The following is a 15,484-nucleotide window of genomic DNA, read 5'->3' as shown; positions in this document are numbered from 1 at the left end:
TGTTGTTAATAAGCCCCCGGCTCCCCGGCGCCCCCACCCCCCGCCCCCGCGGGGGTTGGGGGCGGGGGGGCGGGGGCGGCCCCCCGGGGAACGGTGGAAGGGTGGGGCGGGGCAGGCTCCGCCCAGCGCTCCCCCGCCGGCGTCCGGCTGCGAGGAGGCCCGGGGACTGCGGGCCCGGGCCCTGATCGGGGCCGGACCCCCGCATGTCCCGGCCGCGGCCACCGGGGCCACCGGGGCGGCCGGGCCGCGGCATCCGGGCGGCCGGGAGCGGGGTCCGGCCGCTGGGCGGAGTGTGGCCCGGCAGCGGTCACCTCGACGTGGCCACGTCGACCGGGCGGATGCGGAGCACCCCCCGCCCCGGAACGGCGGTAGCGGCCACCGCCAGCAGCCCCGCAGCCCCCACCACCCCCACGTACACCACCGGCAGCACCACCGGCGCGGCCACCCCCGTCATTCCCACGCTGAAGGCGGTCAGCACGGCCAGCGAGATCCCCGACCCCAGCACCGCCCCCATCAGCAGCACGGCCAGCGCCTCCACCCGCAGCATCCGCAGCACCTGCCTCCGCTTCGCCCCGGCCAGCCGCAGCATCGCGAACTCCCGGAACCGCTCCGCCGTGGACATGGCGAGCGTGTTGACGACGGCGATCGCCGTGAAGGCGAGCACCAGCCCCATCGCCAGCAGATTGAGCTCGGCCCCGTCCTGCTGCAGCTCGGCGCGCGCCTGGTCGGCGTCACGCGCCGACAGCACTCCCACCCCGGGGAACCGGGCCACTGCCGCGGCGATCCGTTCCCGCCCGGTCCCCGGCTCGGCGGCCACCAGCACGCCGCTCGCCAGCGGGTTGTCGACGTGCGCCGCGACCAGCCCGTGCGGCAGGGTCAGGTCTCCGAAGCCCAGGCCCCGCGCGTACACGGCCGTCACGGTCAACCGTGCCGGCGTGCCGTCGCCCAGGGCCACTTCCAGCTCGCTGCCCGGCTTCAGCCCGAGCTGCTCGGCGGCGAGTTCACTGACGGCGGCGCTGCGTTCGCCGAATCCGTCGATGCTGCCGGCGGTCACCGCGGGGTCCCAGGTCCGGGTCAGCCCGTCGGGCGTGACGCCCTGCGCGCTGTACTTGGTCAGCCCGACCCGCACCGACGTGCGGACGATCTCGGTGGCGGCGGTGACCCCGGGGGTCCGGCGGACCGCGTCGGCGGCCTCGGCCGGGACGCCGGGGCCCTGGCCGGCCAGCACCCACGCGGCTCGGACCCCGTCGCGGGCCTGCTCCCGCACGGCGTGGCCCAGCGTCGGCGCGATGAACAGGACGGTGCAGGTCATGCCGATCAGCAGGGTGAGCGGGGTGACGGCGGAGGCCATCCGGGTCGCGTTGCTCCGCAGGTTGGCGGTGGCGAGGTGGCCGCCGGCGCCGGCCAGCCGCAGCGGGCCCGCGAGCAGCGCGGCCGCAGCCCGTACGAGCAGCGGGCCGAGCAGCGCGACGGCCGTGGCGAGGACGATCACGGCGAGGAAGGTCACCGGGGTGGACGCCGGTTCGGTGCGCAGCGAGCCCAGCACGGCGACCAGCACGATCCCGCCGGCCAGCACCAGCAGCCCGGTGGCGATCCGCATCCAGGCGGGCCGGGCCCGCTCCACGGCCGCTTCGGCGAGCGCCTCGGCGGGGCGGATACGGGCGATACGCCGGGCGGTGATCCGGGCGGCGGCCCACGCGCCGAGCAGGCTCGCGCCGACGGCGGCGAACATCGGGAAGATCCCGGCGGTGCGCTCCAGGGTGGCGGGGACGATCCCGCCGTCGACGAACCGGCCGTGCAGCCAGGCGGCGAGCGGTAGCCCGGCGAACGCGCCGGCGACCCCGGCGGCCAGTCCGACGAGCAGCGCTTCCCGGCCGATCATGCGACGCAGCTGGCCGGGGGTGGCGGCGATGGCGCGGAGCAGGGCGAGTTCGCGGTGGCGTTGCTGGACGGACAGGGCGAAGGTGCCGACGACGACGAGGACGGCGACGAGCAGGGCGGTGCCGCCCATGGCGCCGCCCATGGAGACCAGTTTGATCCGGGCGCCGGCGGCGTCGAGGAACTCGACGGCTCCGCGTGCTTCACCCAGGCTGACCTGGGCGCCGGCGGCGGCGCCCGTACCGACACCGGTACCGACACCGGTACCGACACCGGTACCGTCCAGGGCCTGGCGGATCCGGCGGGCCAGGTCCCCGGGGTCGACCCCGGGTGCGGGCAGGACGCCGATGGCGGTGACCTGCCCCTCGCGGGCTGCGAGCCGCTGGGCCTCGGCGTCGGTGAAGAAGAGGGCGCTCTGCCGGATGATCCGGCCGCCGCCCGGCCGGGCGACACCGCTGACCGTGTACTCCGTGGGTACGCCGGTCGCCTGGACCGTGAGCCGGCTGCCGGGCTCCAGTCCGGCGCGGGCGGCCAGTTCACGGTCGACGACGACCTCGCTGCCGCTCTGGGGGGCGCGGCCCTCGGCGAGCGTGAAGGGGGTGAGCGCTGCGGAGCTCCAGGCGTGCCCGTACGGGGCGGGCGGCCGCTCGGCGCCGCCACCTGCGGCCGGCCGTACCAGCGGGACGGCCTGGAAGGTGAGCTCGGGTACGGCCCGCTCGACGCCGGGAACGGCGCGCACCGTCTCGACGGTGCCGGCGGGGAGCCAGGCCCGTTCGGCCACGGGCTTGGCCTTGTGCTTCGTCTTGGTCTTGCCCTTCTTCTCCTTGACCGTGGTCTGGTGCACGTTCTGGTCGGCGGAGACGAGGACCGGGGTGGCCGCGTAGCGCTCGGTGGCGATCCTGCCGCGGAGTCCGGTTTCCAGGAGCGTGCCGCAGGCGGTGATGAGGGCCGCCGCACACAGCAGTGCGGTGAACGCGCCGAGGAAGCCGGCTTTGCGGTCCCTGACGGTCTGGAGGGCGTAACGCAGCATCATGCGCTCAACCCTGCCGCCGCAGCGGGGCGTTGGCAGTGGAGCGCCCCGGCGTCCTGCCCCGGGGGCTATCCCTACCCCGCCCGCGCAAACCGCCCGACGGACGGACGGGCAGACGGGCAGACGGGCAGACGGGCAGACGGGCAGACGGTCGAGCGGGCGTGGTCAGACTCCCGGGTACTCCAGCCCGTCGTCGGTGTCCTCGCCCTCGGCCTCCAGGGCGCGCCGCACCACGCGCAGGGCCATGCCCTCCGGGTATCCCTTGCGGGCGAGCATCCCGGCGAGCCGGCGGATCCGCTTGTCCCGGTCCAGGCCCCGGGTGGCACGGAGCTTCCGATCGACGAGTTCCCGGGCGGTCTGCTCCTCCTGCTCGGAGTCCAGTTGCTCCAGGGCTTCTTGGACGAGGGCGGCCTGCACCCCCTTGGTCCGCAGCTCCTGCGCGAGGGCCCGGCGGGCGAGGCCCCGGCCACGGTGGCGGGACTCGACCCAGGCGCCGGCGAAGGCGGCGTCGTCGATCAGGCCCACCTCCTCGAACCGGGAAAGGACCTCCTGCGCCACCTCCTCGGGGATGCCCCGTTTGGCCAGGGCGTCCGCGAGCTGGCGCCGGGTGCGCGGCATCCCGGTGAGCAGGCGCAGGCAGATCGCCCGCGCCTGTTCCTCGGGACTCTGGGGCGGCAGCTCCGGCTCGGCCCTCGTCGTGCCGGAGCCGCCGTCCCGTTCGTGTTCCCGCATCGGGTCAGCTCTTGGCGGCGGCGGTCTTGGTCGCCTTCGCCTTCGCAGCCGGGGCGGGAACGCTCTTGGCCTCGCCGTCGCCGGCGGCCGTCTCCTCCGCGGGGGTCTCGCCCGCGGGCTGGGCGCCCTTGCGGACACCGACGCCGAGCTTCTCCTTGATCTTCCGCTCGATCTCGTTCGCGAGGTCCGGGTTGTCCTTCAGGAAGTTGCGGGCGTTCTCCTTGCCCTGGCCGAGCTGGTCGCCCTCGTACGTGTACCAGGCGCCGGCCTTGCGGATGAAGCCGTGCTCCACGCCCATGTCGATCAGGCCGCCCTCGCGGCTGATGCCCTGGCCGTAGAGGATGTCGAACTCCGCCTGCTTGAAGGGCGGCGCGACCTTGTTCTTGACGACCTTGCAGCGGGTGCGGTTGCCGACCGCTTCCGTGCCGTCCTTCAGGGTCTCGATGCGGCGGATGTCGATACGCACCGAGGCGTAGAACTTCAGCGCCCGGCCACCGGTGGTGGTCTCCGGGGAGCCGAACATGACGCCGATCTTCTCGCGGAGCTGGTTGATGAAGATCGCGGTGGTCTTGGACTGGTTGAGCGCGCTGGTGATCTTGCGGAGGGCCTGGCTCATCAGACGGGCCTGGAGGCCGACGTGCGAGTCGCCCATCTCGCCCTCGATCTCCGCGCGCGGCACGAGGGCGGCGACGGAGTCGATGACGATGAGGTCGAGGGCGCCGGAGCGGACCAGCATGTCCACGATCTCCAGGGCCTGCTCACCGGTGTCCGGCTGGGACAGGATCAGGTTGTCGGTGTCGACGCCGAGGGCCCGCGCGTACTCCGGGTCGAGCGCGTGCTCGGCGTCCACGAAGGCGACGGTGCCGCCGGCCTTCTGTGCGTTGGCCACGGCGTGCAGGGTCAGGGTCGTCTTACCGGAGGACTCCGGACCGTAGATCTCGACGACGCGGCCGCGCGGCAGGCCGCCGACACCGAGGGCGATGTCCAGTGCGGTCGACCCGGTGGGGATGACCTCGATGGGCTCGTTCGGCCGGTCGCCGAGGCGCATGACCGCACCCTTGCCGAATTGCCGTTCAATCTGTGCGAGAGCGGCGTCGAGAGCCTTCTCGCGGTCGGTGCCTGCCATGGGTTCCACCCGGTTTGCTTGAGTCGATCGCTTCACGCCATTGACGCTAACGCCTGCCACTGACAATGCGCTGCCACGCCGGTTCGGCTGTGGATAACCCATCAGAATGGATGTTCGATTTTCCTGTCAAGCCGGCCCCTCCAGCCCGGGCGAACCCCGTCGTGACCGGCCGTTTCGGCCGCCCGACGAGCGCGCCGGCCGCCCGCGGAAGCACCGTGATCGCCCGCGAGGGGCCGGGCACTGTGCCCGGTCCCACATCCGGCAGGAGGAGCCAGACCTCAGCGGCAGGCCGACGCGGCGCCCGCGTCGCGGTGGTGGAGGGCGGTCCGCCAGATGCGCTGGAGCCGCCGGTCCCGGTCCGTCCACCGGGGCGGGACGCCACTCGCGCCCCGCCCCCTTCGCGCGAACGGATCCGCTCTCGGGGCAGCACCCGGGACGGCGGGCGCCGTGGGGGCGGAGGTGTGATGCAGGCCCGCGGAACGCCCACGGGGGGATTCCCGCCCGACCGGAGCGCCCGACGCGGGCCCGCGTCACCGTCCGCGTCGGCAACTCGGCGCGGATGGGCATGCTGCGATCAGCCACCGGCCCGGACCCGGCGGCCCGGGCCGCGTCCCGGCAGCCGCCATCGGACCCGCCGCCCACCGGCGCACGGACGGCCGGCGTCCGGGTGACCGGCCGGCCGGGCCGGATCGCGCCACCAGTACACGGGATAGCGCACCGCGCCGGGCCGGGCGCGGGAGGCAGCCGTTCCGGCCAGGACCAGCAGCAGGGCCGCGCCCGCCAGCAGCGGCACGAAGGCCTCCGGGTCCGGGGCCTGCATCACCACCACGACGGTGGTGGCGGCGGCCGGCGAATGCGGGGTCCGGGCCAGGGTCATGAGCCCCACGGCCACCCCGGCCCCGAGCGCGGCCACCCACGGCGCCCCGCCGAGCCCCGCCAGCGCCGCGTACCCGACCCCGGCGCACAGCAGGTGCCCGCCGACGACGCTGCGCGGCTGGGCGAGCGGCAGGGCCGGGACCCCGTAGACGATGGCAGCGCTCGCCGCGATCGGCGGGATCAGCACCGGCTCGTGGAGCAGGGCCCCGATCCCGACGAGGAGCAGCAGGGCGCCGGCGGCGGCACCGCCGCTGTGCAGCGCCGCCACCGACCGCGACGCCCCGGGTCCCGCGCCCGGCAGCTCGACCGCGCTCCCGGCCGTCCGCGCTTCGGCGGGCCGCGGTTCAGCGGGCCGCGGTTCAGCGGGCCGCCGATCAGCCGGCCGCCGTGCGGCCCGCCGCGCGAGGGGCGGCCCCACCGCCCCCCCCGCCCGGCGGGCCGCCCCCCCCGGTGCCCGCCCCCCCCCCCGCCCCCCCCCGGCCCCGTCCTGCCGGTTCGGCGGCGGGTCCGTCCGCACTCGCCCGGGTCACGTCGACGCTCATGGACAACAGGTGTACGAACCGGCCGCATCGCACCTCTATATCGGCCACGAGGGGAACCCGAAACCCACCCCGAGTGACAACCAGCGGTTGACACCCCTCGACTGTCAACCTAGGGTTGCATTCATGACGAACCCTTCAGAGGAACCCGTGCGCATGACCATCCCGGTACGCCTCGACGACCTCATCGAGGCCATCAAGAAGTCCCACGACGACGCCCTCGAGCAGCTCAGCGGTGCCGTCGTCGCCGCCGAGCACCTCGGCGACGTGGCCGACCACCTCATCGGCCACTTCGTCGACCAGGCCCGCCGCTCCGGCGCCTCCTGGACCGACATCGGCCGCAGCATGGGCGTCACCCGCCAGGCCGCCCAGAAGCGCTTCGTGCCCAAGGCCGACAAGGAGGGCGAGGGCAGCGACGTGCAGTCCGCCCAGGGCTTCGCCCGCTTCACCCCCCGCGCCCGCAACGTCGTGGTGTCCGCGCAGGAGGAGGCCCGCGCCGCGGGCAACACCGAGATCAGCACCGAGCACCTCGTCCTCGGACTGATCGCCGACGAGCAGGGCCTCGCGGTCCTCGCCCTGCGCTCCCAGGGCGTCGCCCCGGACGCCGTGCGCGCCGCGGCCACCGCCGCCCTGCCCGCCGCGGCCGGGGGCGCCGTCCCGGACCTGGTCCCCTTCGACGCCTCCGCCAAGAAGGCCCTGGAGCTGACCTTCCGCGAGGCCCTGCGACTGGGCCACGACTACGTCGGGACCGAGCACATCCTGCTCGCGCTCCTCGAACTGGAGCACGGCGAGGGCGTGCTCAGCGGCCTCGGCCTGGAGAAGACCGCCGTGGAGGCGACGGTCAGCGAAGCCCTGGCAGCCGTACTCGGCCCGGCCTCCGGGAAGCAGGCGTAGCGGAGTCCGCGGCCTCCGTCAGCTCGTACCGCTTGACGTACGCGCCGAGGAAGGCCTGCAGGGTGGCGACGGCCGGGATGGCGACGAGCGCCCCGACCGCGCCGAGCAGGGCGGTCCCCGCAATGACCGACCCGAAGGCCACGGCGGGGTGGATGTCCACGCTCCGCGAGGTCAGCTTGGGCTGCAGCACGTAGTTCTCGAACTGCTGGTAGACCACGACGAACCCGAGGACGTACAGCGCGTACCAGGGATTGACGGTGAAGGCGATCAGCGTGGGCAGCGCGCCCGCCAGGTAGGTGCCGATGGTGGGGATGAACTGGGAGACGAGCCCCACCCACACGGCGAGCGCCGGCGCGTACGGCACGCCCAGCACCGCGAAGAGCACGTAGTGCGCGACCCCGGAGGCCAGGGCCATCAGCCCGCGCGAGTAGAGGTAGCCGCCCGTCTTGGCCACGGCGATCTCCCAGGCGCGCAGCACCTCCGACTGCTTCGCCGGAGGCAGCACGGAGCACAGCGCGCGCCGCAGTCGCGGACCGTCCGCGGCGAAGTAGAACGAGAACAGGCCGACGGTCAGCAGCCGGAAGAGTCCGCCGAGCAGGGTGGCGGACACGTCGAGCACGCCGCTCGCGCTGTCCTGTGCGTACTTCTGCAGCCAGTCCGAGCGCAGCAGGCTGTCCTGGATCTCCAGCCGGGACAGCTCGGTGTGGAAGGTCGCGTTGATCGTGTTGATCACGGAGTCGAGATAGCGGGGGAAGTCCTCCACCATGTCGACGATCTGCCCGGCGAGCATCGAGCCGAGCAGGACGACGAAGCCGACGGACGCGACGAACACCCCGAGGAACACCAGGAAGGTGGCGAGCCCGCGGCGCATGCCGCGGGCCGCCATCCCCGACACGGCCGGTTCGATCGCGAGGGCCAGGAAGAACGCGATCAGGATGTTGACCAGCAGCCCGATCAGCTGGTGGAAGGCCCAGCTGCCGAGCTGGTAGCAGGCGACCAGCGCAAGGACGAGGAGGACGGCACGGGGCAGCCACCGCGGCATGCGGTCGCCTGCGGAACCGGCCCGGTCGCCTGCGGAACCGGCCCGACCGCCTACGGAACCGGCCCGGTCGGCAGCGCGCCCCGCCCGGTCGGCGGGTCCGGCCGCATCGGGCGTCGCGGCCCGTTCGACCTCCGCGGCGCGGTCGGCCGGCTCGGTGTTCTCGGTCGTCTCATCGGTGGCTGCCACGCCGCCCAGTCTGTCCCACCCGGCAGGCGTACGGGGAAACGGGTGCGCCCTCGCTCAGCGCAGCGAGGCCGGGACGTCCATGGCCGTGCACACGGCGCGCCACACGTCCTTGGTCTCCCAGCCGGCCTCCAGCGCCTGGTGGACGGTGCGTCCGCCGAGCTCCGACATGACGTGGTCCCGTGCGAAGGAGTCCGCGTAGCCCGCACCGAAGTGCTCGGCCATCCGCTCCCAGAAAATCGTCAACCGCATGCCCCCAGTATCCCGCCCGCTCCCGCAGGCCGGGGCCGCCGTCCCGTACGGCGCTACCCGCCCAGGGCCCGCACGGCCGCGGTGACCGCGACGGCGGCCCCGACCACCACGAGGAAGGGCGCCCGCAGGACCAGGGCCAGCCCCGCGGCGACGAGTCCGGCGGCCCGTGCGTCGACCACGAGCTCCTGCCCGGTGGCGAAGGTCTGCTGGGCGGTGAGCGCGGCCAGCAGGGCGACCGGCAGCAGCTCGGCGAGCCGGCGCACGAGCGGCCGCTCCAACGCTCCGGCGGGCACCAGGAGCCCGGCCAGTTTGACGGCGTAGCAGCCGAGGGCGGTCAGCGCGATGGCGATCCACACATTCACGGACGTCGTCCCTTCAGCCAGAGGACCGCGGGAGCGGCGAGCGCGGCGACGAGCACGGGCAGTCCGGGGGGCAGGCAGGGCAGCAGGCCCAGTCCGAGGACGAGCGCGAGCGCGGCGACGGCCCGCTCGGTGGTGCTCTTCAACATTGGTGCGAGCAGCGCCAGGAAGACGGCGGGCCCGGCGGCGTCCAGCCCCCAGGCCGCGGTGTCCCCGATGGCCTCGGCGCCGAGCGCGCCCAGCACGGTGGTGAGGTTCCACAGCACGAAGAGGGCCAGCCCGGTAACGGTGAAGCCGAGCCGCGCCGACCTGCGGTCCGGCTGGGCCAGGGACACGGCGGTGGTCTCGTCGATCACCCAGTGGGCGGCGAAGGGCTTGACGGCCCGCGGCAGTGCGAGCAGCTGCGACAGCCGCAGCCCGTAGAAGGCGTTCCGGGTGCCGAGGAAGAAGGCCCCGGCGGCCGCCGTGAACGGGTTGCCGCCCGCGGCCAGCGCCCCGACCAGCGCGAACTGCGAGGCGCCGGTGAACACCAGCAGGCTCAGGGCGCCCGCCTGCAGGGCGCTGAGCCCGGACCCCGCGGCGGTCACGCCGAACGCGAAGCCGGACAGCCCGACGGCCACCCCGACCCCGAGTGCGTCCCGCACGACGGCGGCGCGCGGCCGACCGGTGACCTCCTCGGGGGCTTCCCGCGTCTCTCGTATGACTGTCTGACGTTCTCCCACGCCGCGACCGTACGCAGGCCGGCCCGGCCCGGTCTTGTACGTTCTTGCACGGCCCCGCCATCCGCACGCGGAGGCCTCGCCAGACGCACCCGGCGGCCGCGTCAGACGCACTCGGCGGCTACCGGACGCACCCGGTGGCCACCGGACGCACCCGGCGGCCGCCGGACGCAGGCGGCGACCCCGCGCGCTACCCGGCCCGCCGTTCCCGCCGGTAGGCCCCCGGCGTCACGCCCACGATGCGGGTGAAGTGCCGGTTGAGGTGCGGCTGGTCCGTGAAGCCGACGGCGGCCGCCGCCTCGGCCGGGGCGGTGCCCGCGTCCAGCATCCGGCGCGCCCGCCTGACCCGGGCGTCGGTCAGCCAGGTGTGCGGCGGCATCCCGTACCGCTCCCGGAAGGCCCGCAGCAGGGCGAACGGGCTGGTCCCGAGCTCCGCGGCGAGCTGCTCCAGCGACGGCGGGTCCGCCATGCGCTCCTGGAGCACCGCGCGGGCCCGTGCCGCGCCCGAGGCGCCGGCGCTCTTCGCCGTACGGGCGGGCAGCGGCCCGGCGTGCCGGGCCAGGATCCGCGCCACGGTCGTGCGCAGCAGGGTGTCGGCGGCGAGTGCGTTGCCCTCCTCGGCGGCCCGGTGGATCTCGGTGATGGCGTGCGAGGTCCGCGGGTCGGTGACCGCGTCGACGGTGAAGCCGGGGGTGCCGCGCAGCCCGGCGATCTCGGCGGCCACGTCGGCGATCAGCTCCCGCGAGGGGTAGAGCGTGGCGTAGGCCCAGCCCTCGGGGACTCCGGCGCGGGCGGTGTGCGGCACCTCGGGGTTGATCAGGACGACGCTGCCGGGTCCGGCGTGGACGGTGCCGCCGGGCAGGCCGACCTCCTCGATGCCGCCGGTGACGGCGGCGATCACGTACCCGTCGTGCGCGTGGCGGGGGAAGGCGTGACGGATGTAGTGGGCGCGCAGCAGGTCCAGGCCGGGCAGTTCGGCGTACTGCCAGTGCCGCGCCCACTCCCGGTCCCCGCCGCCGTCCGCCATTCCCCCATTCTGCGCCCCGCCGGGCCGGGCCCGCGCACCGCCGGCCCGCGGCTCCCTGCGCCTCCCGGGGGCGTCCGCCCTGGTCCGGGCCCCTTGTCAGTGCCGGGGTGCAGGATGGGGGCATGGCCGGCGCTGCGCTCGACTCGTTCTCCCCCGCGACCCGATCCTGGTTCTCGGGGGCCTTCCGTACGCCCACCGCCGCGCAGGAGGGAGCCTGGCGGGCCATCCGGGAGGGTTCGGACGTGCTGGTCGTCGCGCCCACCGGCTCGGGCAAGACGCTGGCCGCCTTCCTCGCCGCCCTGGACCGGCTGGCGGCCGAGCCACCGCCTGCCGAGACGAAGAAGCGCTGCCGGGTGCTGTACGTGTCCCCGCTGAAGGCCCTCGCGGTCGACGTGGAGCGGAACCTGCGCAGCCCGCTGACCGGGATCCGGCAGGAGTCGGTCCGCCTGGGCCTGCCGGAGCCGGACATCCGGGTCGGGATCCGCTCGGGCGACACCCCGGCCGCCGAGCGGCGGGGGCTGGCGAACCGGCCGCCGGACATCCTGATCACCACGCCCGAGTCGCTGTTCCTGATGCTGACCTCGGCGACGCGCGAGGCGCTCTCCGGCGTCGAGACGGTCATCCTCGACGAGGTGCACGCGGTGGCGGGGACCAAGCGCGGGGCGCACCTGGCACTGTCGCTGGAGCGGTTGGACGAACTGCTGCCGCGCCCGGCGCGCCGGATCGGGCTGTCGGCGACGGTCCGGCCGGTGGAGGAGGTGGCCCGCTACCTGGCGCCGCGCGGCCGGGTGGAGGTCGTGCAGCCGCCCTCGGCCAAGGAGTTCGACCTGTCGGTGGTCGTCCCGGTCGAGGACCTGGGCGAGTTGGGCGGCTCCCCCGCCACGGAGGACCGGGAGGGCGGCGACAAGCCGTCGATCTGGCCGCACGTGGAGGAGCGGATCGCCGACCTGGTCCAGGCGCACCGCTCCACGATCGTGTTCGCCAACTCCCGGCGCCTCGCGGAGCGGCTGTGCAACCGGCTCAACGAGATCGCGTACGAGCGTGCCACGGGCGAGCAGCTGCCCGAGCGGCCGCCGCCGGCCGAGATCATGGCCCAGTCGGGTGCCGCGCAGGGGGCCCCGCCGCTGCTGGCCCGCGCGCACCACGGCTCGGTGTCCAAGGAGCAGCGGGCGCTGGTGGAGGAGGACCTGAAGGCGGGCCGGCTGCCCGCCGTGGTCGCCACGTCCAGTCTGGAGCTGGGCATCGACATGGGCGCCGTGGACCTCGTGGTGCAGGTGGAGTCCCCGCCGTCGGTGGCCTCCGGGCTGCAGCGGGTGGGCCGGGCCGGGCACCAGGTGGGCGCGGTCTCCACGGGGGTCGTCTTCCCCAAGTACCGCGGTGACCTGGTGCAGGCGGCGGTGGTCACCGAGCGGATGCGCAGCGGGGGCATCGAGTCGCTGCGCATCCCGTCGAACCCGCTGGACGTGCTCGCGCAGCAGCTGGTGGCGATGACCGCGATGGACACCTGGCAGCTGGACGAGCTGCTCGCCCTGGTGCGGCGGGCGGCGCCGTTCGCGGCGCTGCCGGAGTCGGCGTTCACCGGGGTCCTGGACATGCTGGCGGGCCGCTACCCATCGGACGCGTTCGCCGAGCTCCGGCCACGGGTGGTGTGGGACCGGGTCGCGGGCACGGTCACGGGGCGGCCGGGGGCGCAGCGCCTGGCGGTCACCTCGGGCGGCACCATCCCCGACCGCGGGCTGTTCGGCGTCTTCCTCGCCGGGGCCGACCCGAAGAAGGGCGGCGGCCGGGTGGGCGAGCTGGACGAGGAGATGGTGTACGAGTCGCGGGTGGGCGACGTGTTCACCCTGGGCACCACGTCGTGGCGGATCGAGGACATCACCCGCGACCGGGTGCTGGTCTCCCCCGCGCCCGGGGTTCCGGGCCGGCTGCCGTTCTGGAAGGGCGACCAGCTGGGCCGCCCCCTCGAACTGGGCCGTGCGGTGGGCGCGTTCCTTCGGGAGCTGGGCGCACTGCCCGCGCAGGACGCGCGGCTGCGGCTGCTGGCGGCCGGACTGGACGGCTGGGCCGCGGAGAACGTGCTGGCGTACCTGGCGGAGCAGCGGGAGGCCTGCGGGCACGTGCCGGACGACCGGACGGTCGTGGTCGAGCGGTTCCGCGACGAGCTGGGCGACTGGCGGGTCGTGGTGCACTCCCCGTTCGGGGCGCAGGTGCACGCCCCGTGGGCGCTGGCCCTCGGCGCCCGGCTCGCCGAGCGGTACGGCATGGACGCCCAGGTCATGCATGCGGACGACGGCATCGTGCTGCGGCTGCCGGACGCGGACCTGCTGTCGATGGACCTGCTGGACCACGATCCGGCCGCCGTGCGGTCCTTCGAGTTCGACGAGGGGCAGGCCCCGCTGGGCGCGGCGGACGTGGTCTTCGACCACGGCGAGGTCAGCGGGATCGTCACGGACCAGGTGGGCGGCTCCGCCCTGTTCGCCTCCCGGTTCCGGGAGTGCGCGGCGCGCGCCCTGCTGCTGCCGCGCCGCAACCCCGGCCGGCGCACGCCGTTGTGGCAGCAGCGCCAGCGCGCCTCGCAGCTGCTCCAGGTGGCCTCGGAGTTCGGGTCGTTCCCGATCGTGCTGGAGGCCGTACGGGAATGCCTGCAGGACGTCTTCGACGTGCCGGGCCTGACGGAGCTGATGGCGGACATCGAGTCCCGCCGGGTCCGCCTAGTGGAGGTGACCACGCCCGAGCCGTCCCCGTTCGCCCGGTCGCTGCTGTTCGGGTACGTCGCCCAGTTCCTGTACGAGGGGGACTCGCCGCTCGCCGAGCGGAGGGCGGCCGCACTGTCCCTGGACTCGCGGCTGCTGGCGGAGCTGCTCGGCCAGGCGGAGCTGCGCGAGCTGCTGGACGCCGAGGTGCTGGCGGAGCTGGAGCGGGAGCTGCAGTGGTGCACCGAGGACCGGCGGGCCAAGGACGCGGAGTCGGTCGCCGACCTGCTGCGCCTGCTGGGCCCGCTGACGGCGGCCGAGCTGGCCGAGCGGGGCGCCGACCCGGCCTGGCCGCAGGCGCTCGCGGACGCCCGCCGGGCCATCCGGGTGCGGATCGGCGGAACGGAGCACTGGGCGGCGGTCGAGGACGCGGGCCGGCTGCGGGACGCGCTGGGCACGGCGCTGCCGGTCGGGGTGCCGGAGGCGTTCACCGAGCCGGTCAAGGACCCGCTGGGCGATCTCCTGGCCCGGTACGCGCGCACCCACGGCCCGTTCACCACGGCGGCGGCCGCGGCCCGCTTCGGGCTGGGCGCGGCGGTCACCGAGGGCGCGCTGCAGCGGCTCGCGGCAGCGGGCCGGGTCGTGCAGGGCGAGTTCCACCCGGCGGGCATCGGCCAGGAGTGGTGCGACGCGGCCGTCCTGCGCAGGCTCCGCCGGCGTTCGCTGGCCGCACTGCGCCAGGAGCTGGAGCCGGTACCGCCGGCCTCGCTCGCGACGTTCCTGCCGCAGTGGCAACACCTGGGCGGGGGCCTGCGCGGCATCGACGGCCTGGCCCGGGCGGTCGAGCAGTTGCAGGGCGCGCCGGTGCCGGCCTCGGCGCTGGAGCGGCTGGTCCTGCCGTCGCGGGTGGCGGGATATGCGCCGACCCTGCTGGACGAGCTGACCACGACCGGGGAGGTGGTGTGGGCGGGGGCCGGTGCGCTGCCGGGCAAGGACGGCTGGGTTTCGCTCTACCTGGCGGACGCGGCACCGCTGTTGCTGCCCGAGCCGCACCCGCTGGAGCTGACGCCCCTGCACCAGGCGCTCCTGGACGCGCTGTCGGGCGGGTACGGCCTGTTCTTCCGTCAGTTGGCGCAGTCGGTCCGCGCGGCGCACCCGGAGGCCACGGACCTCGAACTCTCCGAGGCCGTCTGGGACCTGGCCTGGTCGGGCCGGCTGACGAACGACTCCCTGGCCCCGCTGCGCTCCCTGCTCGGTTCGGGACGCACCGCGGGGGCCACCGCGCACCGGGCCCGGCGCACGGTTCCGCGCGGGCGGTACGGAACGCTCGGCGCGCAGGTCTCCCGGCCGGGGCCGCCGACGGTGTCGGGGCGCTGGTCGCTGCTGCCCATCCGGGCAGCCGACCCCACGCACCGGGCGCACGCGCTGGCCCGCACCCTGCTGGACCGGCACGGGGTGGTCACCCGGGGGGCGGTGGCCGCCGAGGGCGTGGAGGGCGGTTTCAGCGCGGTGTACCGGGTGCTGTCGGCGTTCGAGGACAGCGGCCAGGCCCGCCGCGGCTATGTGGTGGAGGGGCTGGGCGCGGCCCAGTTCGCGATGGACGGTGCGGTGGACCGGCTGCGGTCGGCCGAGCGGAACCCGCCGCCGCTGGCGGCGGTGGTGCTGGCGGCCGCCGATCCGGCGAATGCGTACGGGGCGGCCCTGCCGTGGCCGGAGCCGCCGGCGGGGGCCGGGCACAAGCCGGGGCGGAAGGCGGGCTCCCTGGTGGTGCTGGTCGACGGCGAGCTGGTGCTGTACCTGGAGCGCGGGGGCAAGACCCTGCTGGCCTGGCCTGCGCCGGAGGACCCGCGCCTGGCGGCGGCGACGGCCGTACTGGCGGAGGCGTCCCGTGCGGGCGCGCTGCCGGCGCTGACGGTGGAGCGGATCAATGCGGCCCCGGCGCTGACGTCCGCACTGGGCGGCGTCCTGGAGGCGGCGGGCTTCCATGCCACTCCGCGGGGGCTGCGGCTGCGGCACTGAGCGGTGGGGGGGGGGGGGGGGCGGGCGGCCGGCCCCCCGGGGGGGGGGGGGGCCCCCCGCCCCCCCGCGCCCGGCCGGCCGCCCGGCGGCCCCCGCCCCCCCCCCCCCGGGCGCC

At 75.4% G+C, this 15,484-nt stretch carries 11 protein-coding genes; 2 read left to right on the top strand and 9 right to left on the bottom strand.

Annotated features, from left to right (window positions below; all coding sequences use genetic code 11):
* Positions 1–307 precede the first annotated feature (307 nt).
* The 4 genes from ACFVGY_RS16265 to ACFVGY_RS16250 all read right to left on the bottom strand — a co-directional run bounded on the left by ACFVGY_RS16265 (position 308) and on the right by ACFVGY_RS16250 (position 5,910).
* Positions 308–2,911: an FtsX-like permease family protein gene (locus tag ACFVGY_RS16265; RefSeq protein WP_385677060.1), complete on the bottom strand. Its 2,604-nt coding sequence runs from the start codon at positions 2,909–2,911 to the stop codon at positions 308–310.
* A gap of 162 nt (positions 2,912–3,073) precedes the next feature.
* Positions 3,074–3,688: a recombination regulator RecX gene (recX, locus tag ACFVGY_RS16260; protein WP_385677247.1), complete on the bottom strand. Its 615-nt coding sequence runs from the start codon at positions 3,686–3,688 to the stop codon at positions 3,074–3,076.
* The gene (recA, locus tag ACFVGY_RS16255) at positions 3,645–4,766 is read right to left on the bottom strand and encodes a recombinase RecA (RefSeq protein WP_385677057.1); all 1,122 of its coding nucleotides are present in this window, start codon (positions 4,764–4,766) and stop codon (positions 3,645–3,647) included. Before recA ends, recX begins: the two co-directional genes overlap by 44 nt.
* A 574-nt stretch (positions 4,767–5,340) precedes the next feature.
* The gene (locus ACFVGY_RS16250) at positions 5,341–5,910 is read right to left on the bottom strand and encodes an HPP family protein (RefSeq protein ID WP_385677054.1); all 570 of its coding nucleotides are present in this window, start codon (positions 5,908–5,910) and stop codon (positions 5,341–5,343) included.
* Positions 5,911–6,307: 397 nt separating this feature from the next.
* Between ACFVGY_RS16250 and ACFVGY_RS16245 the strand changes: the two genes are divergently transcribed.
* Positions 6,308–7,075, top strand: coding sequence for a Clp protease N-terminal domain-containing protein (locus ACFVGY_RS16245; RefSeq protein WP_385677051.1), 768 nt, complete (start codon positions 6,308–6,310; stop codon positions 7,073–7,075).
* Here ACFVGY_RS16245 and ACFVGY_RS16240 read toward each other — a convergent pair.
* The 5 genes from ACFVGY_RS16240 to ACFVGY_RS16220 all read right to left on the bottom strand — a co-directional run bounded on the left by ACFVGY_RS16240 (position 7,023) and on the right by ACFVGY_RS16220 (position 10,657).
* On the bottom strand, positions 7,023–8,117 hold the full coding sequence (locus tag ACFVGY_RS16240; RefSeq protein ID WP_385677244.1) for an AI-2E family transporter: 1,095 nt from the start codon (positions 8,115–8,117) through the stop codon (positions 7,023–7,025). The genes ACFVGY_RS16245 and ACFVGY_RS16240 overlap by 53 nt on opposite strands.
* A gap of 240 nt (positions 8,118–8,357) precedes the next feature.
* A complete protein-coding gene (locus tag ACFVGY_RS16235) occupies positions 8,358–8,552 on the bottom strand; it encodes a DUF3046 domain-containing protein (RefSeq protein WP_385677048.1) in 195 nt (64 codons plus the stop codon).
* A 53-nt stretch (positions 8,553–8,605) separates the two neighbouring features.
* A complete protein-coding gene (locus ACFVGY_RS16230; protein ID WP_385677045.1) occupies positions 8,606–8,914 on the bottom strand; it encodes an AzlD domain-containing protein in 309 nt (102 codons plus the stop codon).
* Positions 8,911–9,612 carry an AzlC family ABC transporter permease gene (locus ACFVGY_RS16225; RefSeq protein ID WP_385677241.1) on the bottom strand — a complete coding sequence of 234 codons (702 nt, stop codon included), beginning with the start codon at positions 9,610–9,612 and terminating at the stop codon, positions 8,911–8,913. Before ACFVGY_RS16225 ends, ACFVGY_RS16230 begins: the two co-directional genes overlap by 4 nt.
* Before the next feature lie 208 nt (positions 9,613–9,820).
* Positions 9,821–10,657 carry an AraC family transcriptional regulator gene (locus ACFVGY_RS16220; RefSeq protein ID WP_385677042.1) on the bottom strand — a complete coding sequence of 279 codons (837 nt, stop codon included), beginning with the start codon at positions 10,655–10,657 and terminating at the stop codon, positions 9,821–9,823.
* 122 nt (positions 10,658–10,779) lie between these two features.
* Between ACFVGY_RS16220 and ACFVGY_RS16215 the strand changes: the two genes are divergently transcribed.
* A complete protein-coding gene (locus ACFVGY_RS16215; protein ID WP_385677039.1) occupies positions 10,780–15,369 on the top strand; it encodes an ATP-dependent helicase in 4,590 nt (1,529 codons plus the stop codon).
* The last annotated feature ends 115 nt before the right edge of the window (positions 15,370–15,484 follow it).

Source organism: Streptomyces sp. NPDC127106, from assembly GCF_042677605.1.
Lineage (GTDB): Bacteria > Actinomycetota > Actinomycetes > Streptomycetales > Streptomycetaceae > Streptomyces.
The sequence above is the reverse complement of the archived record's forward strand: the minus strand, read 5'-3'. Positions and strand labels throughout refer to the sequence as shown.